This window comes from Burkholderia gladioli (assembly GCF_000959725.1).
GTDB lineage: Bacteria > Pseudomonadota > Gammaproteobacteria > Burkholderiales > Burkholderiaceae > Burkholderia > Burkholderia gladioli.
In genome coordinates, this window is record NZ_CP009323.1 from 3515781 (window position 1) to 3538791 (window position 23011).

Annotated in this window: 22 protein-coding genes; 16 read left to right on the top strand and 6 right to left on the bottom strand. The window is 67.7% G+C overall.

From position 1 onward, the window contains the following. Positions 1-356: 356 nt before the first annotated feature. The gene (locus BM43_RS32785; RefSeq protein ID WP_013697865.1) at positions 357-833 is read right to left on the bottom strand and encodes a winged helix-turn-helix transcriptional regulator; all 477 of its coding nucleotides are present in this window, start codon (positions 831-833) and stop codon (positions 357-359) included. Positions 834-989: 156 nt separating this feature from the next. Here BM43_RS32785 and BM43_RS32790 point away from each other — a divergent pair, with 156 nt between their 5' ends. From BM43_RS32790 to BM43_RS32805, 4 genes are all read left to right on the top strand, one after another. Further along, positions 990-1427 carry a PaaI family thioesterase gene (locus tag BM43_RS32790; protein ID WP_013697866.1) on the top strand — a complete coding sequence of 146 codons (438 nt, stop codon included), beginning with the start codon at positions 990-992 and terminating at the stop codon, positions 1425-1427. 102 nt (positions 1428-1529) lie between these two features. Next, the gene (gene ypfJ / locus BM43_RS32795) at positions 1530-2405 is read left to right on the top strand and encodes a KPN_02809 family neutral zinc metallopeptidase (protein WP_042283484.1); all 876 of its coding nucleotides are present in this window, start codon (positions 1530-1532) and stop codon (positions 2403-2405) included. A 247-nt stretch (positions 2406-2652) separates the two neighbouring features. Then, positions 2653-3717 (top strand): permease, encoded by a 1065-nt coding sequence (locus BM43_RS32800; protein ID WP_036051714.1) that lies wholly within the window; start codon positions 2653-2655, stop codon positions 3715-3717. Positions 3718-3832: 115 nt separating this feature from the next. Beyond that, positions 3833-4255, top strand: coding sequence for a hypothetical protein (locus BM43_RS32805; RefSeq protein WP_013697869.1), 423 nt, complete (start codon positions 3833-3835; stop codon positions 4253-4255). Between the two features lie 62 nt (positions 4256-4317). Here the strand turns inward: BM43_RS32805 and BM43_RS32810 are convergent, their stop codons facing one another. Then, positions 4318-5154 carry an ABC transporter permease gene (locus BM43_RS32810; RefSeq protein WP_036041187.1) on the bottom strand — a complete coding sequence of 279 codons (837 nt, stop codon included), beginning with the start codon at positions 5152-5154 and terminating at the stop codon, positions 4318-4320. Positions 5155-5161: 7 nt separating this feature from the next. Beyond that, positions 5162-6076 (bottom strand): nodulation factor ABC transporter ATP-binding protein NodI, encoded by a 915-nt coding sequence (nodI, locus tag BM43_RS32815; RefSeq protein ID WP_013697871.1) that lies wholly within the window; start codon positions 6074-6076, stop codon positions 5162-5164. Between the two features lie 220 nt (positions 6077-6296). Here nodI and BM43_RS32820 point away from each other — a divergent pair, with 220 nt between their 5' ends. After that, on the top strand, positions 6297-6800 hold the full coding sequence (locus BM43_RS32820) for a universal stress protein (protein ID WP_013697872.1): 504 nt from the start codon (positions 6297-6299) through the stop codon (positions 6798-6800). A 116-nt stretch (positions 6801-6916) separates the two neighbouring features. Here the strand turns inward: BM43_RS32820 and BM43_RS32825 are convergent, their stop codons facing one another. The 3 genes from BM43_RS32825 to lexA all read right to left on the bottom strand — a co-directional run bounded on the left by BM43_RS32825 (position 6917) and on the right by lexA (position 8721). Then, positions 6917-7573: a DUF2939 domain-containing protein gene (locus tag BM43_RS32825; protein ID WP_036051712.1), complete on the bottom strand. Its 657-nt coding sequence runs from the start codon at positions 7571-7573 to the stop codon at positions 6917-6919. A 38-nt stretch (positions 7574-7611) separates the two neighbouring features. Beyond that, a complete protein-coding gene (locus tag BM43_RS32830; protein ID WP_036053484.1) occupies positions 7612-7947 on the bottom strand; it encodes a hypothetical protein in 336 nt (111 codons plus the stop codon). A 129-nt stretch (positions 7948-8076) separates the two neighbouring features. After that, the gene (lexA, locus tag BM43_RS32835) at positions 8077-8721 is read right to left on the bottom strand and encodes a transcriptional repressor LexA (protein ID WP_013697875.1); all 645 of its coding nucleotides are present in this window, start codon (positions 8719-8721) and stop codon (positions 8077-8079) included. 270 nt (positions 8722-8991) lie between these two features. Between lexA and BM43_RS32840 the strand changes: the two genes are divergently transcribed. The 11 genes from BM43_RS32840 to BM43_RS32890 all read left to right on the top strand — a co-directional run bounded on the left by BM43_RS32840 (position 8992) and on the right by BM43_RS32890 (position 22935). Beyond that, complete coding sequence (locus tag BM43_RS32840) at positions 8992-10026, top strand: sulfate ABC transporter substrate-binding protein (RefSeq protein ID WP_013697876.1); 1035 nt, start codon at positions 8992-8994, stop codon at positions 10024-10026. A gap of 217 nt (positions 10027-10243) precedes the next feature. Beyond that, positions 10244-11140 (top strand): sulfate ABC transporter permease subunit CysT, encoded by an 897-nt coding sequence (cysT, locus tag BM43_RS32845; protein ID WP_036051711.1) that lies wholly within the window; start codon positions 10244-10246, stop codon positions 11138-11140. Continuing rightward, the gene (gene cysW, locus BM43_RS32850) at positions 11137-12057 is read left to right on the top strand and encodes a sulfate ABC transporter permease subunit CysW (RefSeq protein ID WP_036051710.1); all 921 of its coding nucleotides are present in this window, start codon (positions 11137-11139) and stop codon (positions 12055-12057) included. Before cysT ends, cysW begins: the two co-directional genes overlap by 4 nt. Before the next feature lie 13 nt (positions 12058-12070). Then, on the top strand, positions 12071-13132 hold the full coding sequence (locus tag BM43_RS32855) for a sulfate/molybdate ABC transporter ATP-binding protein (RefSeq protein ID WP_013697879.1): 1062 nt from the start codon (positions 12071-12073) through the stop codon (positions 13130-13132). A 55-nt stretch (positions 13133-13187) separates the two neighbouring features. Then, a complete protein-coding gene (locus BM43_RS32860) occupies positions 13188-14117 on the top strand; it encodes a CysB family HTH-type transcriptional regulator (protein ID WP_013697880.1) in 930 nt (309 codons plus the stop codon). A 384-nt stretch (positions 14118-14501) separates the two neighbouring features. Beyond that, positions 14502-15458 (top strand): sugar ABC transporter substrate-binding protein, encoded by a 957-nt coding sequence (locus tag BM43_RS32865; protein ID WP_025098062.1) that lies wholly within the window; start codon positions 14502-14504, stop codon positions 15456-15458. Positions 15459-15467: 9 nt separating this feature from the next. Further along, positions 15468-17075 (top strand): sugar ABC transporter ATP-binding protein, encoded by a 1608-nt coding sequence (locus BM43_RS32870; protein ID WP_036051708.1) that lies wholly within the window; start codon positions 15468-15470, stop codon positions 17073-17075. Further along, the gene (locus BM43_RS32875) at positions 17072-18103 is read left to right on the top strand and encodes an ABC transporter permease (protein WP_013697883.1); all 1032 of its coding nucleotides are present in this window, start codon (positions 17072-17074) and stop codon (positions 18101-18103) included. Before BM43_RS32870 ends, BM43_RS32875 begins: the two co-directional genes overlap by 4 nt. A 22-nt stretch (positions 18104-18125) precedes the next feature. Further along, a complete protein-coding gene (locus BM43_RS32880; RefSeq protein ID WP_036051707.1) occupies positions 18126-19175 on the top strand; it encodes a LacI family DNA-binding transcriptional regulator in 1050 nt (349 codons plus the stop codon). Beyond that, positions 19172-20113: a ribokinase gene (rbsK, locus tag BM43_RS32885; protein ID WP_036051705.1), complete on the top strand. Its 942-nt coding sequence runs from the start codon at positions 19172-19174 to the stop codon at positions 20111-20113. The genes BM43_RS32880 and rbsK overlap by 4 nt, the downstream gene beginning before the upstream one ends. Before the next feature lie 899 nt (positions 20114-21012). Next, complete coding sequence (locus BM43_RS32890) at positions 21013-22935, top strand: PrkA family serine protein kinase (protein WP_013697886.1); 1923 nt, start codon at positions 21013-21015, stop codon at positions 22933-22935. Positions 22936-23011 lie beyond the last annotated feature (76 nt).

The window sequence follows — 23011 nt, forward strand, 5'->3', positions numbered from 1 at the left end:
CCTTCATCACGTAGCTGACTTGCCTCGGCTGCTTTGAGTTTGGCCCGCTTCGTCAAAACCGAAGCGGGCTTTTTTATGCGCGTCGTCAGGGTCGCCAGCGTCGTCTCGTACGCATGCCGGCGCCCGAAATGGTGAAAGCCCCGAACCGCGAAGCGGCCGGGGCTTTCTTTGCGATCGATCCTTTGGCACGAGGAGACGACGCTCAGACAGTATAGGTGACGTGCCAACGGCACCTCGCGTTTCGATTGTGCATATTTGTATCGATTGTTAATTCCTCGGATTTAATCCCCGCGCGGCGCTTGCCTGGCCAGCAGGGCAGCCCGATCGACGTCCCGATTGCCCGCGCGCAAAGCCGCTCAATGTGTCTCACCGACCGGCGTCAACTGCAGGCCCGGGCCCGGCAAGGGCTCGATTTCGCGCGGATCGAGCGGTTCCCCGCATTCCGAGCAGACCATCACCGGCTTGACGAGATGGCCGCAACTGCGATGCCGCAGCAGGACCGGCGGCCCCGCGCCTTCGTCCTTCCAGCGATCGCCCCAGGCGGTCAGCGCCAGCAGCACCGGGTACAGGTCGCGCCCCTTCTCGGAGAGCTTGTATTCATATCGCGGTGGGCGTTCCTGGTAGCGCAGCTTGACGAAGATGCCCTCGTCGACGAGCCGCGCCAGCCGCTCGGCCAGCACATGCCTGGTAACGCCGAGCTGGGCCTGGAAGGCATCGAAGCGCCGCACGCCGAAGAAGGCGTTGCGCAGCACCAGCATGGTCCAGCGATCGCCCAGCACGGCCAGTGTGCGCGCCACCGAGCACGGAATCTCGCCCACCTCGTCCCATTTCATACCTGCTCCGATCGACTGCAAAAGTGAGTTCGATTATAGAACGGACACTCGAACCGGTAATCCCCGCGTTGACACTGCCAAACCTGCAAAGAATAATGCGTTCTGTTTTGGAACTAACTACGGCATTGTTCCCGCCGGACCACGAGGAGAAACGCCATGAAACCGCTCGATTTTTCCGGTATCGACCTGCTGCGCGCCGCCCAGGCCGGGAATGTGCCCGCGCCGTCGATCACCGAGACGATGCCGATGCAGATCGATTCGGTCGAACTCGGTTATGTCCGGATGACCGCGCGCGCCGACGAGCGGCACCTGAATCCGCTGGGCGGCGTGCATGGCGGCTTCGCGGCCACGGTGCTCGATTCGGTGACGGGTTGCGCGGTGCATTCGATGCTCGACCAGGGCGTGGGTTACGGCACGGTCGACCTGCATGTGAAGATGCTGCGCCCGGTGCCGCGCGATGTCGAGCTGATCGCCGAGGGGCGCGTCACGCATCTGTCGCGCACGCTCGGCGTCGCCGAAGGCACGATCAAGACGCCCGACGACAAGATCGTTGCCCAGGGTTCGGCAACCTGCTTCATCCAGCGTCCCGAATAAACCCGCCGGCACGACGGGTGTCTCGCGTGTCTTCCGCTTGACTATACTTCGGGCATCTCGCGGCGCGTCCCGGCAGCCGCGGCCTTGATGAGCGGAGCGACGATGCGTCTCGATGACGAAGCCGAAAGCCGGAATGTCGAGGACCGCCGCGGCGGCTTCGGGGGATCGGGGCGGGGCGCGACGATCGGCATCGGTACGATCGTGGTCGCGCTGGCTGCTTCCTACCTGTTCGGCATCGATCCGCGCGTCGTGCTGCAGGGCGCGGCAATGTTGCAAGGCCAGCAGGCGGGCCAGGCGCCGGCGCCTTCCAACCCGCAATCGAATGCCCGGCGCGACGACCCGCGCGCCATCTTCACCCGCAAGGTGCTCGGCAATATCGAACGCACCTGGTCGGGCATCTTCCCGAGTCAGCTCCATCGCGACTATTCCCCGCCCACGCTGGTGATGTTCGAGCACGCCACGCCGACCGCCTGCGGCACCGGCCAGACCGCGATGGGGCCGTTCTACTGCCCGGCGGATCGCAAGGTCTATATCGATCTCGGTTTCTACGACGAACTGCGCCAGAAATTCGGCGCGGGCGGCGATTTCGCGCAGGCCTACGTGATCGCGCACGAGGTTGGCCACCATGTCCAGAAGCTGCTCGGCATCTCGGATCGCGTCGACGCGGCGCGCCAGCGGCTGACCGAGACGCAGGCGAACCGGCTGTCGGTGCGGCTCGAGCTGCAGGCCGACTGTTTCGCCGGCGTGTGGGCCTACAACGCGCAGCAGGCCAACCGGCAACTGATCGAGCCGGGCGAATTCGAACAGGGCCTGAAGACGGCCGCCGCGATCGGCGACGACACGCTGCAGCGCCGCAGCCAGGGTTATGTGGTGCCCGATGCCTTCACGCACGGCACCAGCGAGCAGCGCGTGGCCTGGCTGCGCCGCGGCATGCAACGCGGCGACGTGCGCGACTGCGATACCTTCGCCTCGCGCTGAGCCGCCGCGACGGCTGCCCTGGCCGGGCGGCCGGCGCCGCGGACGCCGTCGACGCATCGCGATCGACATCGATCGCGTCGCAACGTCGCTGGATGCGTGCCGCATGCGATAATCCGCGTTTCGCCGCGCATCCGGTGCAATCGGTGGCCGGCGCCGTCGGGCGCCTGGGCATCATCGCGCGCCGGGCCCCGGCAGGGCGGGCCGAGCGAGCCCGCCATCGACAACGAATCCGCACGCCGCGACGTACATGAACACGAACCGCTCCACCACCACCTCCTCCCCGGCGCTTGGCTGGGTGACGTTCGCGCTGATCGCGATCGTCGGGCTCTTTTACGTGAAGTGGTCGCCGTATTACCACCGCGCCTTCGTCGCGGCCGAGCATCATTCGATCGGGCAATCGATCCTGATGGGCAGCGCCGCCAGCGCGCCCTCGCCGTCGTGGCAGGCCGCGCTCGACTATGCCTGGGCCTACGGCAAGGCGATCTGGCAGGCGATGGTGCTGGGCCTACTGCTCGGCTCGGCGATCCAGGCGCTGCTGCCGGCCCGCGCAATCGCGCGCCTGCTGGGCCGTACCGGTTTCGGCAGCGTGTTGGCGGGCGGCCTGCTGTCCCTGCCGGGCATGATGTGCACCTGCTGCGCGGCGCCGGTGGTGGCCGGCCTGCGCGCGCGCCAGGCCTCGCCGGGCGGCGCGGTGGCGTTCTGGCTCGGCAACACGGTGCTGAACCCGGCCACGCTGGTGTTCATGGGTTTCGTGCTGGGCTGGCAATGGACGGCGCTGCGGATCGTGTTCGGCGTGGCGATGGTGTTCGGCATCGGCTACCTGCTGAACCGCCTGGCTGTCGGCGACGCGCGGCCGGTCGACGAGGCCACGCTGGCGCGACTGGCCGCCGGGCAGCAGGCCGAGGGCAATGCCTTCGTGCGTTGGATCAAGCTGCTGGCCCGCATGACGCTGCGCCTGATCCCGGAGTACATCGTGCTGGTGCTGCTGCTCGGCGCGGCGCGCGCCTGGCTGTTCCCGCACGTGGGCGCCGACGTCGGCAATGCGGTGCTGTGGATCGTCGCCTTCGCGCTGGCCGGGATGCTGTTCGTGATCCCGACCGCCGGCGAGGTGCCGATCGTGCAGGCGATGCTGGCGCTCGGCGTGGGCGTCGGCCCGGCTGCGGCGCTGCTGATGACGCTGCCGCCCGTCAGCGTGCCCTCGCTGGCGATGCTGTGGCGCTCGTTCCCGGCACGTACGTTGCTGCTGGTCGCGGCGCTGGTGGTCGCCTTCGGCATCGCGGGCGGATTCGCGGCCGTGGCGCTCGGTTTCTGACCGGCCGGCAGGTGACGATGGCGGTTTGCGCCATCGCGCCATCCAGCATGAACACGAAGATTCGACCGCCGTCGCGAGCTCGCGGCGGCATTCCCCGAAGCAATCAGGATTACGCATGAAGCAACAGAAGATTCACCCGAAACTCGAACAGGCATTGACGCGGGGCGACCTCGCGATCCGCCAGGCCAATTCCGCGCGCGCGACGGCCGTCCTGAACGCGCTCGGCAAGATGATCATCGAGGCTTCCTCGACGATCGGCGTCGAGGCCAGCATCGACATCCCGCAGGGCGAGCGCATCTATGACCCGGCCAATGGCCTGTGGCCGCAGCGGATGCGCGTCTCGTTCGACGGTCCCGTCGAGGAAGCGGACGAGGAGGAACTGCGCTCGGTGTACCTGATGGCCGACGATCCGGGCACCATGTTCCGCGTCGAATGGCATCGCGCCGACGGCAAGCTCGGCCGCCACGAAGGTGGCCCGATCGCCACCGTGGCTTTCCTGACCGACGTCGAGATGCCCTGGGGCGACGACGACGCCTGAGCGCCGTTGCTGGTGCCCGGCGTCGGCCGCCATGCCGCCGCGCCTGGCGGCGGGCAGGGCGTTCAGCGCATCATGCGCCGCCGGAACAACCAGGCGGAAACCACGAAGCCGCCCAGCGCATAGGCGGCCAGCACGCCCGCATGCAGGGCGACGTCCTCGGCGGGCCGCCCCAGCATCGCGGGGCGGATCAGGTCGACGGCATTGGCCAGCGGCAGCGCGTGCGCGGCATGCCGGGCCAGCGAGGGCAACTGCGAGACGGGGAAGAACACGCCCGAGAGCAGCAGCATCGGCGTGAGCGCCAGCGTCTGGTAGAACATGAAGAAGTCGTAGGACGGCGCGATCGCCGTCACCACCATCGCGATGCTCGCGAACGCGAGCCCCGCGAGCGCGATCACGGGCAGCGCCGCCAGCAGCGACGGAAACGCGGCGTAACCGAGTAGGCTCGCCACCAGCATGATCGCGGTGCCCGACAGCATCGCCTTGCTGGCGGCCCAGACGATCTCGCCGAGCACGATGTCGCCGAGCGCGAGCGGCGTATGCATGATCGCTTCCCAGGTGCGCTGCACGTGCATGCGCGAAAATCCCGAATACATCGCCTCGAAACTGGCCGACATCATCACGCTCGAGCCAACCGTGCCGGCCGCCAGGAAGGCGATGTAGGACACGCCGTCGACATGGCCGACCATCAGGCCGAGCCCCAGCCCCAGCCCGAACAGATAGATCATCGGATCGGCGAGATTGCCGATCATCGAGGCGAAGGCCAGCTTTTTCCAGACCAGGTAGTTGCGGCGCCAGACGGCCATCCAGTTGACGGCATTGGCGGGCAGGGCGATCGCGAAGCGCGAGCCCGGTTGCGGGTTCGCGTGGGTGCCGGTGGCGGCGTGGTGGCGGGTATCCATCGATCGTTCAGTCCTGCATGTCGCGGCCGGTGAGCCGCAGGAACACATCCTCGAGATTGGCGGGCCGGTGCAGGTAGCGCAGCCCGGCGCGGCCGCGCAGGGCCTGGATCAACGGCGCCGGATCGTCGGCATAGCAGAACAGCGTCTCGCCGCTGATCTCGGCGCGCGAGGCGAGCGGCGCCAGCTCCTCGCGCAAGGCTTGCGGATCGGGGCCGTAGATCTCCACCACGTCGCAGCCGATCTCGCTTTCGATCAGCGCCGGCGGCGCGCCCTCGGCGATCTTGCGCCCGGCCTCGATCACGCAGAGCCGGTCGCACAGCCGCTCGGCCTCTTCCATGAAATGGGTGGTCAGCAGGATGGTCTTGCCGCGCGCGAGCAGCGAGCGCAGGCGCTCCCACATCAGGTGCCGCGCCTGCGGATCGAGCCCGGTGGTCGGTTCGTCGAGCACCAGCACGTCGGGATCGTTGACCAGCGCGCGCGCCAGCGTGAGCCGGCGCTTCATGCCGCCCGACAGCTCGCCGACCTTCGCGTCGGCCTTGCTCTCGAGCTTGGCGAATTCGAGCAGCGAGGGCACCAGCGCGCGCGCCTCGCGCGCCGATTGCCCGAAATAACGGCTGAACACCAGCAGGTTCTCGCGCACGCTGAAGTCGGGATCGAGATTGTCGAACTGCGGCACCACGCCGACGCGCTGCCGCGCGTGCCGGGCACGCGACGGCACCGGCTCGCCGCACAGCCGGATCGTGCCCGCGTCGGGCCAGGTGATGCCGAGCAGCATGCGCAGCGTGGTGGTCTTGCCGGCGCCGTTCGGCCCGAGCAGGCCGAAGCACTCGCCGCGCTGCACGTTGAACGACAGGCCGTCGACGACGAGCTTGTCGCCGAAATGTTTTTTGACCTGCTGGAATTCGATCGGGGCGACGGACATGGGCAGGGCGGCGTAAGAGTCGACACGAAGCGGCCATTCTAGTGCATCGAGTCCCGATTTCGGCTCCTGGGCGGCGCCCGGATCGTGCAAGCCTGCACCGCGATGCGGCATCGGCGTGCCGTCGATACGGAAATCGCCTGTGGGTGTTTTCCATCCCTTGCATCCTGAATTGCGGCGCACGATGATGAATCAACGACCCGACGTCGCGATGGAGGCGATCATGGCCAGTTACCAGAAAATCCTGCTGTGCTACGACGGCACGCTCGAGGGCCGCAAGGCCCTGCGCTGCGGCGCGGATCTCGCGCTCGAGCTGAAGGCCGAGACACACCTGCTGTCGGTGGTCGACATGCGCTCGACCATCGCGCAAAGCGCGGGCCTGCTGACCGACGTCGCCTGCGGCCGCTTCGAGGAGACGGCGCGCGAGATCCTGCAGGAAGGGGTGGACTGGCTGACCGAGCGCGGCGTGCAGGCGCAAGGCCATTTCGCCTTCGGTTATCCGATCGAGGAGATCGCGAACCTCGCGAAGGCCTTGAATGTCGACCTGGTGGTGGTCGGCCACCGCTGTCGCAGCGGCCTGTCGCGCTGGTGGATGGGCGCGGGCAATACGCAACTGCTCGACCGCGTGTCCTGCAGCATCCTGGTGGCCTGCTCTTCGTCGGACGAGCAGCGCGAGGAGCGGGCCAAGGAGCGCGAAGCGGCTCTCGCCGGCAGCGGCGCTGCATAGATCAGGGTATCCGTGGACGGGCGGACTAAGCCGCCCGGAACGGCGCCATGCCGGTTGAGGCAACCGGCATGAACGCCATGATTCACTTCCTCGTCGCGCCTGCCGGCGCGACATGCTCAGCGATGCAGATCGATCGCGCTGAGCTTCCATCCGAACAGCCCGCTGCGCCGGAAGATCGCCGCATAGCGCGCGCCATCGACATCCTTCCGATACACGACGACGAATTCGTCGATCCCGTTATAGGCCGCGCTCGCCTGCGGCGCCGCGGGCTTGCCTGCGTTGCTACCGCTGGTGGGTGCCGGTGCTGCCGGGCTCGGCGCGGCCGGCGGCGCGCTGCCCTGGCCGGCAGGCGCGGCGGCCGTGGGCGCGGGCTGGTCGAGCGAGGGCGGATGCTCGCCCGGATCGGCCTTGGGCGGCAGGCCGCTGAGCAGTGCGGCCACGCCTTCGGGCGTCGCATAGGCATCGACCAGCGGCCCGATCAGCGCCGAGCCGATCACCGCGCCCAGCATCGCCAGCGGATTATTGTGCCGCTGCAGGTCGATGCGCCGCATCAACTCCTCGGTCAACTGCTGCTTGAGGCTCGCGCGCAGGGCCGGATAGTCGACATGGCGGCTGATCGCCTCGGCGTCGCGCGTGTCGACGGCCTGTTTCAGCTCGCGCAGCGCGAGATAGGGCGAGGCATAGGCATAAACGATCGTCGCCAGCACCAGCAGCGCGAGGGCGACGACGAGGAGCGGCTTGAACCGGCCGCCGCGGGAGGGGGAGAGGGGCACCAGGCCTCCATGGGATACGGACTCTAGCTAGAGACGTATCAGACGGCCGAACGTTCCTCGGCGATGCATCGATCGATCATGCGGCACACCGCATCGATCGTGCCCACCATGATCAGGCGCGACGGCCCGTGGTAGACGCGCACCGGCGCGCGCCGTGCCGGTTCCGCATGATGCAGCCCCGCGTTGAGCGAGACGCGCGCGAAGGCCGGCAGGGCCGAGGGCAGCAGCGAGGCCTGCTCCGCCACCGCGGCGGCCGGCGCCGGCGCGACGGCGTCGGGCGCGGCGCTGCCGAGCGGTGCGCAGGGCATGCGCCCCCGCAGGTGACGCAGGCGGCCGAATTGACGGAAGGGCAGCAGGCGGGCGAGGCGTTCCATGGCGTTCTCCAGGTCGAGCGGAGGAAACAAGGCAAAGCACAGGACGATGCGCAGCACAACGCGCAGGCAATACTCGGCCAGTGCGCGCACGGCGCACCAGCAGGATGGATGGCGCCGCAGCGCCCGGGATCAGAATTCGCCGGAGCGGATCAGGCCGACGGCGATGCCTTCCAGCGCGAACTCGGCGCTGCCGGCCTTCACGAAGATGTTTTCGTAATCGGGGTTCTCGGCGATCAGTTCGATGCCGGAGGAATGACGCTTGAGGCGCTTGACGGTGACGTCGTCGCCGAGCCGCGCGACGATGATCTGGCCGTCCTTGGCCTCGCTGCGCTTCTGCACGGCGAGCAGGTCGCCGTCGAGGATGCCGGCGTCGCGCATCGACAGCCCGCGCACCTTCAAGAGGTAATCGGGCTTGCTGGAGAACAGCGCGGGATCGCAGGTGTAGTTCTGGGAGATGTGCTCTTGCGCGAGGATCGGGCTACCTGCCGCGACGCGGCCGACCAGCGGCAGCGAGAGCTGCATCAGCGCCGCGTGCGGCAGCGTGAGCTGGTGCGGGGCGTCGTCGCCGAGCAGGCGGATGCCGCGCGAGGCGCCGGCGGCCAGCTCGATCACGCCCTTGCGGGCCAGCGCCCGCAGGTGTTCCTCGGCCGCGTTCGGCGAGCTGAAGCCCAGCTCGGCCGCGATTTCCGCGCGGGTGGGCGGGAAGCCCGAGCGCTCGATCGCGCGACGAATCAAGTCGAACACTTGCTGCTGGCGTGCGGTGAGTTTGGTCATGGTCAACTGTATGGATAGACAGTGATCTGTATTTTTATACAGTAGTTCGGGAATTTCAAGCGTTACTTGAAGTTCGTCGCTATGACGTCGGTTCCGACGCGATCGAGCGACGTCAGAACGGCGGTTTCGATGCCTCAACCGTCCGCCGGGCGGTCTTTACCACTTTTGCTTCTTAAAAAATGAGGAACGATTATTTTTAATGATGAAAGCCGTTCGCTAGACTGCCCTGACATTGCTAATAACGACCCACGAACCTTTGGAGATCATCGGATGGTCAAGCGCAACACGGGGCTGGCTGGCGGCGTCCGCCGCCTGGTCGCAACACTGGCATTCGGCGCGGTGGCGCTGGGCGCCGCCACGCACGCACTGGCGGACACCACGCTGCTGAACGTCTCCTACGATCCGACCCGCGAGTTGTACCAGGACGTCAACCAGGCCTTCGGCAAGGAATGGAAGGCCAAGACCGGCGAGACCGTCAACTTCAAGCAGTCGCACGGCGGCTCGGGCGCGCAGGCGCGCTCGGTGCTCGACGGGCTGCAGGCCGACGTGGTCACGCTGGCGCTGGCCTGGGACATCGACGCGCTGGCCAACAAGGGCCTGGTCGCCAAGGACTGGCAGAAGCGCCTGCCCGACAACGCCTCGCCCTATACCTCGACCATCGTGTTCCTGGTGCGCAAGGGCAATCCGAAGGGCATCAAGGACTGGGACGACCTGATCAAGCCGGGCGTGTCGATCGTCACGCCGAACCCGAAGACCTCGGGCGGCGCGCGCTGGAACTACCTGGCGGCCTGGGCCTATGCGCTGCACAAGCCGGGCGGCAACGAGCAGAGCGCCAAGGATTTCGTCTCCAAGCTCTACAAGAATGCCGGCGTGCTCGATTCGGGCGCACGCGGCGCGACCACCAGCTTCGTGCAGCGTGACATCGGCGACGTGCTGATCGCCTGGGAGAACGAGGCCTTCCTGTCGCTGAAGGAATTCGGCCCGGACAAGTTCCAGATCGTGGTGCCCTCGGTCAGCATCCTGGCCGAGCCGCCGGTGGCGGTGGTCGACAAGGTGGTGGACAAGAAGGGCGACCGCAAGCTGGCCGAGGCCTACCTGAACTTCCTCTACAGCAAGGAAGGCCAGGAGATCGCCGCGCGCAACTACTACCGTCCGCGCTCGAAGGACGTGCCGGCCGAGCTGACCAAGCAGTTCCCGAAGCTCAAGCTCTACACGGTGGACGACACCTTCGGCGGCTGGACCAACGCGCAGAAGACGCACTTCGCCGACGGCGGTGTGTTCGATTCGATCTACAAGCCGCAGTAAGCGCTGCGCACGTGGCTTGAGCGGCGGGCGGCGTGCCGCTGAACGGTGAACCGCCCGGCCGCGGAAGTCGGAAAGACGCAAAGGCAGGACGGCAGTATCGAGGCCGCGCGGCCCGCAACCGGCACGCGCGGCCCGACATAACGACGATCGAACGCGCGGCCGGCCGGATTCTTCCGGCGGCCGCGCATCCCATGTCAACCAAGGAAGCGCATTTCGCATGACGACGTACACCTTCCGCAAGCCGAGCGCGCTGCCCGGCTTCGGCGTGACGCTCGGCATCACGGTGGCCTATCTGAGCCTCGTGGTGCTGATCCCGCTCGCCGCCACCTTCCTGAAGACGGCGACGCTGAGCTGGGACCAGTTCGTGGCCGCCACCACCTCGGCGCGCGTGCTGGCCTCCTACCGGCTGACCTTCCTGTCCGCGCTCGGCGGCGCCGTGATCAATGCCGTGTTCGGCTTCCTGGTCGCCTGGGTGCTGGTGCGCTACCGGTTTCCGCTCAAGCGCCTGGTCGACGCGATCGTCGACCTGCCGTTCGCGCTGCCGACCTCGGTGGCCGGCATCTCGCTGGCCGCCGTCTACGCGCAGAACGGCTGGCTCGGCCAGTATCTCGCGCCGCTCGGCATCAAGGTGGCGTTCACGCCGCTGGGCGTGCTGGTGGCGCTGACCTTCATCGGCCTGCCCTTCGTGGTGCGCACCGTGCAGCCCGTGCTCGAGGATTTCGAGCGCGAGCAGGAGGAGGCCGCCGCCTGCCTGGGCGCCTCGCGCTGGCTGACTTTCCGCCGCGTGGTGCTGCCGGCCGTGCTGCCGGCGCTGCTGACCGGCTTCGCGCTGGCCTTCGCGCGCGCGCTGGGCGAATACGGCTCGGTGATCTTCATCGCCGGCAACGTGCCGATGAAGTCCGAGATCACCTCGCTGCTGATCATCACCAAGCTCGAGCAGTACGACTACGCCGGCGCCACCGCGCTGGCGGTGGTGATGCTGGTGGTGTCCTTCCTGATGCTGCTGCTGATCAATACCCTGCAGTGGCTGCTGCAGCGCCGTACCAGCCGCGGCGCGAGCGGCCCGGCGCCGGTCGTCGCCGCCGCGGGTGCCGTGGCCGGAGGTGCGCAATGAGCCGCGAATCGAGCAGTTCCGCGCTGCCGGCCGCCGCCGCGCCGCGCGCCAGGGCCGCGCGTCGCCAGGATCCGGTGGCCGAATCGCGCCTCACGCGCTGGGTGCTGACCGGCATCGCGCTGCTGTTCCTGGCCGGCTTCCTGGTGGTGCCGCTCGCGGCCGTGTTCGCGCAGGCGCTGGCCAAGGGCATCGGCTTCTATTTCGAGTCGCTGGCCGATCCGGATGCCTGGTCGGCGATCGTGCTGACCGTCACGGTGGCCGCCATCGCGGTGCCGCTGAACCTGGTGTTCGGGGTCTGCGCCTCCTGGGCGATCGCCAAGTTCGAGTTCCGCGGCAAGGCGCTCCTGACCACCCTGATCGACCTGCCGTTCTCGGTCTCGCCGGTGATCTCGGGCCTGGTCTACGTGCTGCTGTTCGGCGCGCAGGGCTGGCTCGGCCCCTGGCTGGAAGCGCACGACGTGCAGATCATCTTCGCCGTGCCCGGCATCGTGCTGGCGACCATCTTCGTGACCTTCCCGTTCGTCGCGCGCGAGCTGATTCCGCTGATGCAGGCGCAGGGCAACGACGAGGAGGAGGCCGCGCGGGTGCTGGGCGCCTCGGGCTGGCAGATCTTCCGCCGCGTGACCCTGCCCAACGTGCGCTGGGGCCTGCTGTACGGCGTGATCCTCTGCAATGCGCGCGCGATGGGCGAGTTCGGCGCGGTATCGGTGGTGTCCGGCCATATCCGCGGCCAGACCGACACCATGCCGCTGCACGTCGAGATTCTCTACAACGAATACAACTTTTCGGCCGCCTTCGCGGTGGCATCGGTGCTGGCCCTGCTCGCGCTGGTGACGCTCGCGCTGAAGCTGCTCGCCGAACGCCGGATGTCGGCCGAACTCGCGGACGCGCGCGCCAGCGCCGCCTCGCATTCCTGAAGAGGCACACCAGATGGGTATCACCGTTCGCAACCTGCACAAGCAATTCGGCGACTTCACGGCGCTCGACGATGTTTCTCTCGATTTCCCGCCCGGCGAGCTGGTCGCGCTGCTGGGGCCGTCCGGCTGCGGCAAGACCACCCTGCTGCGCGTGATCGCCGGCCTGGAACACGCCGACGCGGGCCAGGTCGTGCTGCAGGGGCAGGACGTGGCCGACGTGGGCGCGCGCGAGCGCCAGGTCGGCTTCGTGTTCCAGCACTACGCGCTGTTCCGCCATATGACGGTGTTCGAGAACGTCGCCTTCGGCCTGCGCGTCAAGCCGCGCGGCGAGCGGCCCTCGGAAGCCGTGATCCGCGAGAAGGTGCACGAGCTGCTCAAGCTGGTCCAGCTCGACTGGCTCGCGCCGCGTTATCCGTCCGAGCTCTCGGGCGGCCAGCGCCAGCGCATCGCGCTGGCCCGCGCGCTGGCGGTCGAGCCCAAGGTGCTGCTGCTCGACGAGCCGTTCGGCGCGCTCGACGCCAAGGTGCGCAAGGAGCTGCGCAGCTGGCTGCGCCGCCTGCACGACGACCTGCACATCTCGACCATCTTCGTCACCCACGACCAGGAGGAAGCCCTGGAAGTGGCCGACCGCATCGTGGTGCTGAACCGGGGTCACGTGGAGCAGGTCGGCAGCCCGCAGGACGTGTACGACCATCCGCAAAGCGCCTTCGTCTACGAGTTCCTCGGCGCGGCCAACCGGCTCGACGGCGTGGTGCACGGCGATGGTTTCGTGGCCGACGGCGCGAGCGGCCCGATCGCGGTGGCCGCCGATTTCTCCGGCCGCGCGCACGCCTATGTGCGCCCGCACGACCTGCAGGTGGTGGCGCACGCCGACGCACGCTCGGACGGCATCGCCGTCGACGTGCGACGGGTGGTGCCGCTGGGCGGCTCGGTGCGCATCGAGCTCGCGCCGCGCGCCGGCGGCGCGCTGCTGGAAGCCGAGCTCGATCGCGAAACCTGGCGCGCGCTGGCGCTCGGCGTGGGCGACGGCGCCACCGCGGTGGCCCGCAGCGCGCGCGTGTTCCCGGCGCGCTGAAGTGCCGTCGCATCCTTCCTCATCGATAACGACAACGCCCCTGAGAGGCTGACCCATGAATTTCCAGCAATTGCGCTTCGTCCGGGAAGCGGTACGCCAGAACATGAACCTGACGGAAGTCGCGAACGTGCTCTACACGTCGCAGTCGGGCGTCTCGAAGCAGATCAAGGATCTCGAGGACGAGCTGGGCGTCGACATCTTCATCCGTCGCGGCAAGCGCCTGACCGGCCTCACCGAGCCCGGCAAGGCGGTGCACCAACTGATCGAGCGGATGCTGCTGGACGCCGAGAACCTGCGTCGCGTGGCGCGCCAGTACGCCGACCAGGACAGCGGCCACCTGGTGGTGGCGACCACCCACACGCAGGCGCGCTACGCGCTGCCCAAGGTGATCCGCCAGTTCACCGACGTGTTCCCCAAGGTGCACCTGGCGCTGCGCCAAGGCAGCCCGCAGCAGATCGCGCAGATGATCCTCAGCGGCGAGGCCGACATCGGCATCTCGACCGAGGCGCTGGACCGCTATCCCGACATCGTGACCTTCCCGTGCTATTCCTGGCACCACGTGGTGGTGGTGCCGAAGGACCACCCGCTGGTCGGTCGCGCCAACCTCACCCCCGAGGAGATCGCCGAGTATCCGATCATCACCTACGACCAGGACTTCACCGGCCGCTCGCATATCGACCAGGCCTTCGCCAAGGTGGGCGCGGTGCCCGACGTGGTGCTGACCGCGATCGACGCCGACGTGATCAAGACCTATGTCGAGCTCGGCATGGGCATCGGCGTGGTGGCGGCGATGGCCTACGACGCGCAGCGCGATTCGGGCCTGGTCGCGCTCGACACGCAGCACCTGTTCGAGGCCAGCACGACGCGGGTCGGCCTGCGCAAGGGCGCCTTCCTGCGCTCCTATGCCTACAGGCTGCTGGAGATGTTTGCGCCGCATCTGACCGAGGCCGAGATCGCCGCGCAACTGAAGGAAACCGCCGTCTGAGCGGCGAGGGCGGAGCGGCGCGCCTCGTCCTCGGGTTCGCATCGCTCATCGCGCGAGCCGTTCCGGCTCGCCGCCCACCTGCCGTTCGCCGGGGCCACGTCCTGTCTTGCGCTTGCCTTGCAAGATCCCCACAATCCCGGAATCGGTAAAAACCCCGTTGCGTAATCGGCACGATCGGTACAGCATTGGCGCTTCCCGGTACGAACAAAAACGGACGGGATGCACGAGATGGGTGAAATCGACTGCCGGCAATCGCTCGCGCCTCCTGTTCACGCCGCTTCCAGGGCGTATTTTCCCGATTTGACGCACGTACCACGGCAAACGTTTGCTCAACATGAAAACGACACCCGGGGCAACCGGGCATACACAGTGAGGAGATTTCGCATGGACTTCCAGATTCGCCGCCGTGTTCTCGCCGCCGCGCTCGCCGGCGCCGCCATTGCCGTCGCGCCGCTCGGCGCCCATGCGCAAGCCGCCCACAAGCCCAAGGTCGCGCTGGTGATGAAGTCGCTCGCCAACGAGTTCTTCCTGACCATGGAGAACGGCGCGAAGGAATACCAGCAGCACAACCCGGCGATGTTCGACCTGGTCACCAACGGCATCAAGGACGAGACCGACACCGCCAACCAGATCCGCATCGTCGAGCAGATGATCGTCTCCAAGGTCGATGCGATCGTGCTCGCGCCGGCCGATTCGAAGGCGCTGGTGCCGGTGGTCAAGAAGGCCGTCGACGCCGGCATCATCGTGATCAACATCGACAACCGGCTCGATCCGGACGTGCTGAAGTCGAAGAACCTCAACGTGCCCTTCGTCGGCCCCGACAACCGCAAGGGCGCCCGCAAGATCGGCGACTACCTCGCCAAGAACCTGAAGGCCGGCGACGAGGTCGGCATCATCGAGGGCGTGTCGACCACCACCAACGCGCAGCAGCGCACCGCTGGCTTCCAGGACGCGATGAAGGCGGTGGGCGCCAAGGTGGTCTCGCTGCAGTCGGGCGAGTGGGAGATCGACAAGGGCAACGCGGTGGCCTCGGCCATGCTCAACGAGTACCCGAACCTGAAGGCGCTGCTGTGCGGCAACGACAGCATGGCGATCGGCGCGGTCTCGGCGGTGCGCGCGGCCGGCAAGGCCGGCAAGGTCTACGTGGTCGGCTACGACAACATCAACGCGATCAAGCCGATGCTGCAGGACGGCCGCGTGCTCGCCACGGCCGACCAGTACGCGGCCAAGCAGGCGGTGTTCGGCATCGACACGGCGCTCAAGGCGATCGCCGAGCACAAGAAGCAGGCCGAGCTGTCGGGCACGGTCGAGACGCCGGTCGACCTGGTCGTCAAGAAGTAAGTGACCCGCATGGCGACGATTCCCAGCGGCGCGGCATCCCCGGCCGCGCCGGTGCTCGAGGTCGAGGGCGTCGGCAAGACCTACGCCGAGCCGGTGCTGGCCGGCGTCTCGCTCGCGCTGCACGCGGGCGAGGCGCTGGCCCTGACGGGCGAGAACGGTGCGGGCAAGAGCACCCTGTCGAAGATCGTCGGTGGGCTGGTCACGCCCACCGGCGGCCGCTTGCGGCTGGCCGGCGCCGCCTATGCGCCGGCCAGCCGCAACGAGGCGGAAGCGCTCGGGGTCCGCATGGTGATGCAGGAGCTGAACCTGCTGCCCACCCTGACGGTGGCCGAGAACCTGTTCCTCAACCGCCTGCCGCGCCGCTTCGGCGTGATCGACCGCGGCCGGCTGCGCGCCGACGCGCGCGAGGCGATGGCGCGCGTCGGGCTCGACGCGATCGATCCCGACACGCCGGTGGGCGCGCTCGGCATCGGCCACCAGCAGATGGTCGAGATCGCGCGCAACCTGATCGGCGACTGCCGCGTGCTGATCCTCGACGAACCCACCGCGATGCTGACCGCGCGCGAGGTCGAGCTGCTGTTCGCGCAGATCGACCGCCTCAAGGCGCGCGGCGTGGCGCTGGTCTACATCTCGCACCGCCTCGAGGAGCTGGCGCGGGTGGCCGAGCGCGTGGCCGTGCTGCGCGACGGGCGGCTGGTCCATGTCGGGCCGATGGGCGAGGTCTCGAGCGAGCGGCTGGTGGCCCTGATGGCCGGGCGCGAGGTGGGCGAGCACATCGATCTCGGCGAGCGCCGGATCGGCGCGCCGCGCCTGGCGGTGGCCGGGCTCACGCGCGGCAGCGTGGTGCGCGACGTCTCCTTCGAGGTGCGCGCCGGCGAGATCTTCGGCATTTCCGGCCTGATCGGCGCCGGCCGCACCGAGCTGCTGCGGCTGATCTACGGCGCGGACCGCGCCGATAGCGGCACGGTGTCGATCGGCACGCCGCCGCGGCCGGTGAAGATCCAGTCGCCGTCCGACGCGGTGCGCCAGGGCATCGCGCTGATCACCGAGGACCGCAAGGGCGAGGGCCTGCTGCTGTCGCAGCCGATCGCCGCCAATGTCTCGCTCGGCCAGCTCGGCCGCATCTCGCGGGCCGGCGTGGTCGACACCGCGCGCGAGCACGCGCTCGCGCAGCGCCAGATCGACGCGATGCGGATCCGCACGCGCGGCCCGGCGCAGACGGTGGGCGAGCTCTCGGGCGGCAACCAGCAGAAGGTCGTGATCGGCCGCTGGCTGGCCCACGACATGGCCGTGCTGCTGTTCGACGAACCCACCCGCGGCATCGACGTCGGCGCCAAGTTCGACATCTATGCGCTGATGGGCGCGCTGGCTCGCGAGGGCCGCGCGCTGGTGGTGGTGTCCAGCGACCTGCGCGAGCTGATGCTGATCTGCGATCGCATCGGCGTGATGTCGGCGGGGCGCATGAGCGCCGTGTTCGAGCGCGGCGGCTGGACCCAGGACAGTCTGCTGGCCGCCGCCTTTGCCGGCTTCTCGCGCCGCGATGCCAGCGCCGCGCCCTTGCCGGCCGCAGGCCCGTCCTCCGGGGCGGGTGATTCGACCCCAGGAATTTCTTCATGAACGAACCCATCGTCCCCGGCCGCGAGACGGCCGATTCCACCCCGGCGGCCGCGCCCGACGCGGCCGCGCCGGCCGCCAAGCGCCTGTCCGGCACGCGCCTGGGCCTGTCCAACTACCTGGGCCTGGCCGGCGCGCTGATCGCGATGATCGCGCTGTTCTCGGTGCTCAGCTCGCATTTCCTCACCTACGACACCTTCAGCACCATCGCCAACCAGATTCCCGACCTGGTGGTGATGTCGGTCGGCATGACCTTCGTGCTGATCATCGCCGGCATCGACCTGTCGGTCGGCTCGGTGCTGGCGCTGGCGGCCTCCTTCGTCAGCGTGGCCGCCCTGAAATGGCACTGGGGGCCGCTGCCCTCGGCGCTGCTCGGGATCGCCGCGGCGGCCGTGACCGGCATGCTGACCGGCGCGGTCACGGTGGGCTGGCGGATTCCGTCCTTCATCGTCTCGCTCGGCGTGCTGGAAGGCGCGCGCGGCCTGGCCTACCAGCTCACCAACTCGCGCACCGCCTATATCGGCGACGCCTTCGATTTCCTCTCCAATCCGTTCGCGCTCGGCATCTCGCCGGCCTTCGTGATCGCCGTGCTGGTGATGATCGTGGCCCAGTTCGTGCTGACCCGCACCGTGTTCGGACGCTATCTGGTTGGTATCGGTACCAACGAAGAGGCGGTAAGGCTTGCCGGGGTGAACCCTCGTCCGTATAAAATCATTGTGTTTGCGTTGATGGGCGCGCTCGCGGGGCTTGCGGCGCTGTTCCAGATCTCGCGTCTCGAAGCGGCCGATCCGAATGCCGGCGTCGGGCTCGAACTGCAGGTCATCGCGGCCGTCGTGATCGGCGGCACGAGCCTGATGGGCGGGCGCGGCTCGGTGATCAGCACCTTCTTCGGCGTGTTGATCATCTCGGTGCTGGCCGCGGGGCTGGCGCAGATCGGCGCGAACGAACCGACCAAGCGCATCATTACCGGGGCCGTGATCGTCGTTGCCGTCGTGCTCGACACCTATCGCAGCCGCCGCACGCGCACTTAAAGACAGACCAGAGGGATTCAGAATGGCGACGATCAAGGATGTGGCGGCCATGGCCGGCGTATCGTTCACGACGGTGTCGCACGTGGTGAACAATTCGCGGCCGGTGTCGGCCGACGTGAGGGCCAAGGTGGAGCGGGCGATCGTCCAGCTCAACTACGTCCCGTCGGCCGTGGCGCGATCCCTGAAGGCGCGCTCGACGGCCACCATCGGCCTGGTGGTGCCCAACAGCACCAACCCGTATTTCGCCGAACTGGCGCGCGGCATCGAGGACCAATGCGCGGCGCGCGGTTATTGCGTGTTCTTCTGCAATTCCGACGACGATCCCATCAAGCAGCGAAACTATCTGCGCGTGCTGCAGGAAAAGCGCATCGACGGGCTGATCATCGCCTCGGCCGGCGAGGACACGGTGCTGGCACAGACCCTGGCCGATTCGCGCGAGCCGCTGGTGATCGTCGACCGCAATATCGAGGGGCTGTCCGCCGACCTGGTGCAGATCGACCACGAACGCGGCGCCTACCTGGCCACGCGCCACCTGATCGAGCTCGGCCATTCGCGGATCGGCTGCATCACGGGCCCGGTCGACACGGCGGTGAGCGCGATGCGCGTGCACGGCTTCATCCGCGCGATGGCCGAACGCGGCATCGACATCATCCCGGGCGCGATCGCCGAAAGCGACTTCTCCTGCCTGGGCGGCTATCGCGCGGCGGCCGAGCTGATCGACGCGCTGCATCCCAGCGCGATCTTCGCCGGCAACGACCTGATGGGGATCGGCGCGCTGCGCGCGGCCGCCGAGCGCGGGCTGCGCGTGCCGACCGACTGCTCGATCATCGGCTTCGACGACATCGAGATGTCGAGCTACACCTATCCGGCACTCTCCACGGTCGGCCAGTCGGTGCGTGCGCTCGGCGAGATCGCCGCGCAGACCCTGATCGAGCGGATCTCGGCGGGCGCCTCGGCGCCGGCCAAGCGTCGCCGCGTGGTGTCGCCGCGCCTGGTGCTGCGCGAATCGACCGCGCCCTATGGCGGCGCGTCCGGCGCCGTGCCAGCGGCGGCCGGCGGAGGGCAGGCATGAGCGGTACGCCGGTTTCGACCTCCGCGCGCGGAAACGTTGCCGTGGTCGGCAGCCTCAACATGGACCTGATCGTGCGCGCACCGCGCCTGCCCAAGCCGGGCGAGACGCTGAGCGGGCACGGTTACGCGCAGGCGGCGGGCGGCAAGGGCGGCAACCAGGCCGTGGCGGCCGCCAGGCTCGGCGCGCGCGTGACGATGCTCGGCTGCGTCGGCGACGACGCGAACGGCGCGGCCCTGCGCGGCGCGCTGGAGGCCGAGGGGATCGATTGCGCCGCGCTGGCGACCGCCCGCGAGGGCGTGGCCACCGGCGTGGCGCTGATCGTGGTGGACGACGCGAGCCAGAACGCGATCGTGATCGTGGCGGGCGGCAACGGCGAGGTGACGCCGGCCGGCATCGCCGGGCATGAGGCCATGATCGCGGCCGCCGACGTGCTGGTCTGCCAGCTCGAAACGCCGCTGCCGGCTGTGAAGGCCGCGCTCGAGGCGGGGCGCCGCCATGGCCGCGTGGTGGTGCTCAATCCAGCCCCCGTGCTCGGTCCCTTGCCGGACGGCTGGCTGCCGCTGGTCGACTGGCTGATCCCGAACGAGCTCGAGGCCGCCGCGCTGACGGGCATGACCATCGCGACGCCCGAGGATGCGCAGGCGGCGGCAGGGCAACTGCGGGAAGCCGGCGCGCGCAACGTGATCGTCACGCTCGGCGCGCAAGGCGCGTTCGCCGCGCTGGCGGACGGCACGGCGCGCCACTATCCGGCCCCGAAGGTCGAGGCGGTCGACACCACGGCCGCCGGCGATACCTTCATCGGTGGCTTGTCGGCACGGCTGGCGTCGGGTGATGCGCCCGACGCGGCGATCCGTTTCGCCCAGCGGGCCGCCGCCCTGTCGGTGACGCGCGCGGGCGCCCAGCCCTCGATTCCGAGCTTCGCGGAAGTGCAGGGCTAGCGCCGCCCGCATCGCTCGGCACAATGCCTGTTCCCGAATCCGGCCTCGTGCCGGATTTTTCATGGGCGCGACGATATTTATCGGGGCAGATCGCCGACACGCGTCCCGCGCCTTCACGGTCGCGCATGCCCGTTTTGGGTGCATCCCGTTACCGGCTCGATCCTCGTCACGAGCATGTCCAGCCTCGTTCGACAATCACGCGCGACAGCAGTGGATCGTTCAGCATGACGCGCCAATCATTCGGACGTCGGCGGAGGCAATCCGGAACCCCGGCCACGGCCACGGCCGATCAGTCCGCTTGCGGCGCGTGCCGTCGTGCATGGACGACGGCACAAGCTTTCGTGTGTCACCTTTGTTCACCTTCGTGCGCGAGTCGATGCGAACGCACGCCATGTTCCTGTCGAGGCGCATGCGTGAGCGAGTGAGCGAGAGGGAGCGGGCACATCGCATCGGAGATTTTCCTCATCTCGCGAAGGTGCTGCGTGATGCGCGGCGCAGCGTGACGATGCCGTCATCTGCGCAGGGTCCGGCGCATCGATCGCGCGATCACGCAGCGACGGGCCGAATCGCAAAAAATTGTAACGAAAGCGATCGTTCTGTCGTCCGAAATGCCGGCTCGACCGTATAGGAAAACAGGGGGGAACGTGTCCGATGCAGGAGCGGATTCGTTGCAGCAGGAGAGGGCGCGTGTGCAACGTTGCGAAGATCGGGAGGAACATTGTATGGCAGTCAAAATGCCTCGTCCAAGCGGGGTTTTTCTGAGTGTCGAACAACAACGTTCCGACTGAAGTTTGTTCGTGAAAAAAAAAGCAATTGGGTTTAGGATGAAATTGAACGGTCCTGCTTCGGCGTGATCTCACGAAGGCAAGATCGTCTTCAGACACAGGCGAGGAGGTAGCATGGATATTTACAGCAGCTTCGCGAACCGCTTCGAGAAAACCCGGGAGGAGGAGTTCTCGCTCGAAGAGTATCTCGCGCTCTGCAAGAACGATCCATCGGCGTACGCCACCGCGGGCGAACGCATGTTGGCAGCCATCGGGGAACCGGAGCAGGTCGATACGCGAAACGACCCGCGTCTGTCGCGGATCTTCGCGAACAAGGTCATCAAGGTCTATCCCGCGTTTCGCGAGTTCTACGGGATGGAGGAGGTGATCGAGCAGGTGGTGGCGTACTTCCGCCACTCAGCGCAAGGTCTCGAGGAGAAGAAGCAGATCCTCTACCTGCTCGGGCCGGTGGGCGGCGGCAAGTCGTCGATCGCCGAGCGCCTGAAGCAACTGATGGAACGCGTGCCGTTCTATTCGCTCAAGGGTTCGCCCGTCAACGAATCGCCGCTCGGGCTGTTCGACTACGACGAGGACGGCCCGATCCTGGAAGAGCAGTACGGCATTCCGCGTCGTTACCTCAAGAGCATCCTGAGCCCCTGGGCCGTCAAGCGCCTGCACGAGTACAACGGCGATATCCGCCAGTTCCGCGTGGTGCGCCGCTATCCCTCCATCCTCCGTCAGATCGGCATCGCCAAGACCGAGCCGGGCGACGAGAACAACCAGGACATCTCCTCCCTGGTCGGCAAGGTCGACATCCGCAAGCTCGAACAGTTCGCGCAGGACGATGCCGATGCCTACAGCTACTCGGGCGGCCTGTGCCTGGCCAACCAGGGCCTGCTCGAATTCGTCGAAATGTTCAAGGCACCGATCAAGGTGCTGCATCCGCTGCTGACCGCCACCCAGGAAGGTAACTTCAAGGGCACCGAGGGTTTCGGCGCGATCCCGTTCGACGGCGTGATCCTCGCCCACTCGAACGAGTCGGAGTGGAAGGCCTTCCGCAACAACAAGAACAACGAAGCCCTGCTGGACCGGATCTTCGTCGTCAAGGTGCCGTACTGCCTGCGTGTGTCGGAAGAGATCAAGATCTACGAGAAGCTGATCCGCAACTCCTCGCTGGCCGAAGCCGTCTGCGCGCCCGGCACGCTGAAGATGATGGCGCAGTTCTCGGCGCTCACGCGGCTGCACGAACCGGAAAACTCCAGCCTGTTCTCGAAGATGCAGGTGTATGACGGCGAGAACCTCAAGGACACCGATCCGAAGGCGAAGTCCTACCAGGAGTATCGCGACTACGGCGGCGTCGACGAAGGCATGAACGGCGTGTCCACGCGTTTCGCCTTCAAGATCCTCTCGCGCGTGTTCAACTTCGACACCTCGGAGGTAGCCGCCAATCCGGTGCACCTGATGTACGTGCTCGAACAGCAGATCGAGCGCGAGCAGTTCCCGCCGGAAACCGAGCAGAAATACCTGTCCTTCGTGAAGGACCTGCTGGCCTCGCGTTACGCGGAGTTCATCGGCAAGGAGATCCAGACGGCCTACCTCGAGTCGTATTCCGAGTATGGCCAGAACATCTTCGATCGCTACGTGACCTATGCCGACTTCTGGATCCAGGACCAGGAGTTCCGCGATCACGATACCGGCGAGAGCTTCGACCGCGCGGCCTTGAACGCCGAGCTCGAGAAGATCGAGAAACCGGCCGGCATCAGCAATCCGAAGGACTACCGCAACGAGATCGTGAACTTCGTGTTGCGGGCGCGCGCGGCCAACGGCGGCAAGAACCCGGCCTGGGTCAGCTACGAGAAGCTGCGCGTGGTGATCGAGAAGAAGATGTTCTCGAACACCGAGGAGTTGCTGCCGGTGATCTCCTTCAACGCCAAGGGATCGGCGGAGGAGCAGCGCAAGCACGAGGACTTCGTGAACCGGATGGTCGCCAAGGGCTACACGCCGAAGCAGGTACGGCTCCTGTGCGACTGGTATCTGCGCGTGCGCAAGTCCTCATGACACGCACGATGCATCGCCCGCGCGCCGGCGGCGCGCGGGCACCCTGAGCGACGCGCCGCACGGCGGATCGTGCGGC

Bases quoted from the DNA above. Each gene is read 5' to 3' on its own strand.
- BM43_RS32785 (WP_013697865.1), bottom strand. From the start codon at position 833: ATGAAATGGGACGAGGTGGGCGAGATTCCGTGCTCGGTGGCGCGCACA.
- BM43_RS32790 (WP_013697866.1), top strand. From the start codon at position 990: ATGAAACCGCTCGATTTTTCCGGTATCGACCTGCTGCGCGCCGCCCAG.
- ypfJ (WP_042283484.1), top strand. From the start codon at position 1,530: ATGCGTCTCGATGACGAAGCCGAAAGCCGGAATGTCGAGGACCGCCGC.
- BM43_RS32800 (WP_036051714.1), top strand. From the start codon at position 2,653: ATGAACACGAACCGCTCCACCACCACCTCCTCCCCGGCGCTTGGCTGG.
- BM43_RS32805 (WP_013697869.1), top strand. From the start codon at position 3,833: ATGAAGCAACAGAAGATTCACCCGAAACTCGAACAGGCATTGACGCGG.
- BM43_RS32810 (WP_036041187.1), bottom strand. From the start codon at position 5,154: ATGGATACCCGCCACCACGCCGCCACCGGCACCCACGCGAACCCGCAA.
- nodI (WP_013697871.1), bottom strand. From the start codon at position 6,076: ATGTCCGTCGCCCCGATCGAATTCCAGCAGGTCAAAAAACATTTCGGC.
- BM43_RS32820 (WP_013697872.1), top strand. From the start codon at position 6,297: ATGGCCAGTTACCAGAAAATCCTGCTGTGCTACGACGGCACGCTCGAG.
- BM43_RS32830 (WP_036053484.1), bottom strand. From the start codon at position 7,947: ATGGAACGCCTCGCCCGCCTGCTGCCCTTCCGTCAATTCGGCCGCCTG.
- lexA (WP_013697875.1), bottom strand. From the start codon at position 8,721: ATGACCAAACTCACCGCACGCCAGCAGCAAGTGTTCGACTTGATTCGT.
- BM43_RS32840 (WP_013697876.1), top strand. From the start codon at position 8,992: ATGGTCAAGCGCAACACGGGGCTGGCTGGCGGCGTCCGCCGCCTGGTC.
- cysT (WP_036051711.1), top strand. From the start codon at position 10,244: ATGACGACGTACACCTTCCGCAAGCCGAGCGCGCTGCCCGGCTTCGGC.
- cysW (WP_036051710.1), top strand. From the start codon at position 11,137: ATGAGCCGCGAATCGAGCAGTTCCGCGCTGCCGGCCGCCGCCGCGCCG.
- BM43_RS32855 (WP_013697879.1), top strand. From the start codon at position 12,071: ATGGGTATCACCGTTCGCAACCTGCACAAGCAATTCGGCGACTTCACG.
- BM43_RS32860 (WP_013697880.1), top strand. From the start codon at position 13,188: ATGAATTTCCAGCAATTGCGCTTCGTCCGGGAAGCGGTACGCCAGAAC.
- BM43_RS32865 (WP_025098062.1), top strand. From the start codon at position 14,502: ATGGACTTCCAGATTCGCCGCCGTGTTCTCGCCGCCGCGCTCGCCGGC.
- BM43_RS32870 (WP_036051708.1), top strand. From the start codon at position 15,468: ATGGCGACGATTCCCAGCGGCGCGGCATCCCCGGCCGCGCCGGTGCTC.
- BM43_RS32875 (WP_013697883.1), top strand. From the start codon at position 17,072: ATGAACGAACCCATCGTCCCCGGCCGCGAGACGGCCGATTCCACCCCG.
- BM43_RS32880 (WP_036051707.1), top strand. From the start codon at position 18,126: ATGGCGACGATCAAGGATGTGGCGGCCATGGCCGGCGTATCGTTCACG.
- rbsK (WP_036051705.1), top strand. From the start codon at position 19,172: ATGAGCGGTACGCCGGTTTCGACCTCCGCGCGCGGAAACGTTGCCGTG.
- BM43_RS32890 (WP_013697886.1), top strand. From the start codon at position 21,013: ATGGATATTTACAGCAGCTTCGCGAACCGCTTCGAGAAAACCCGGGAG.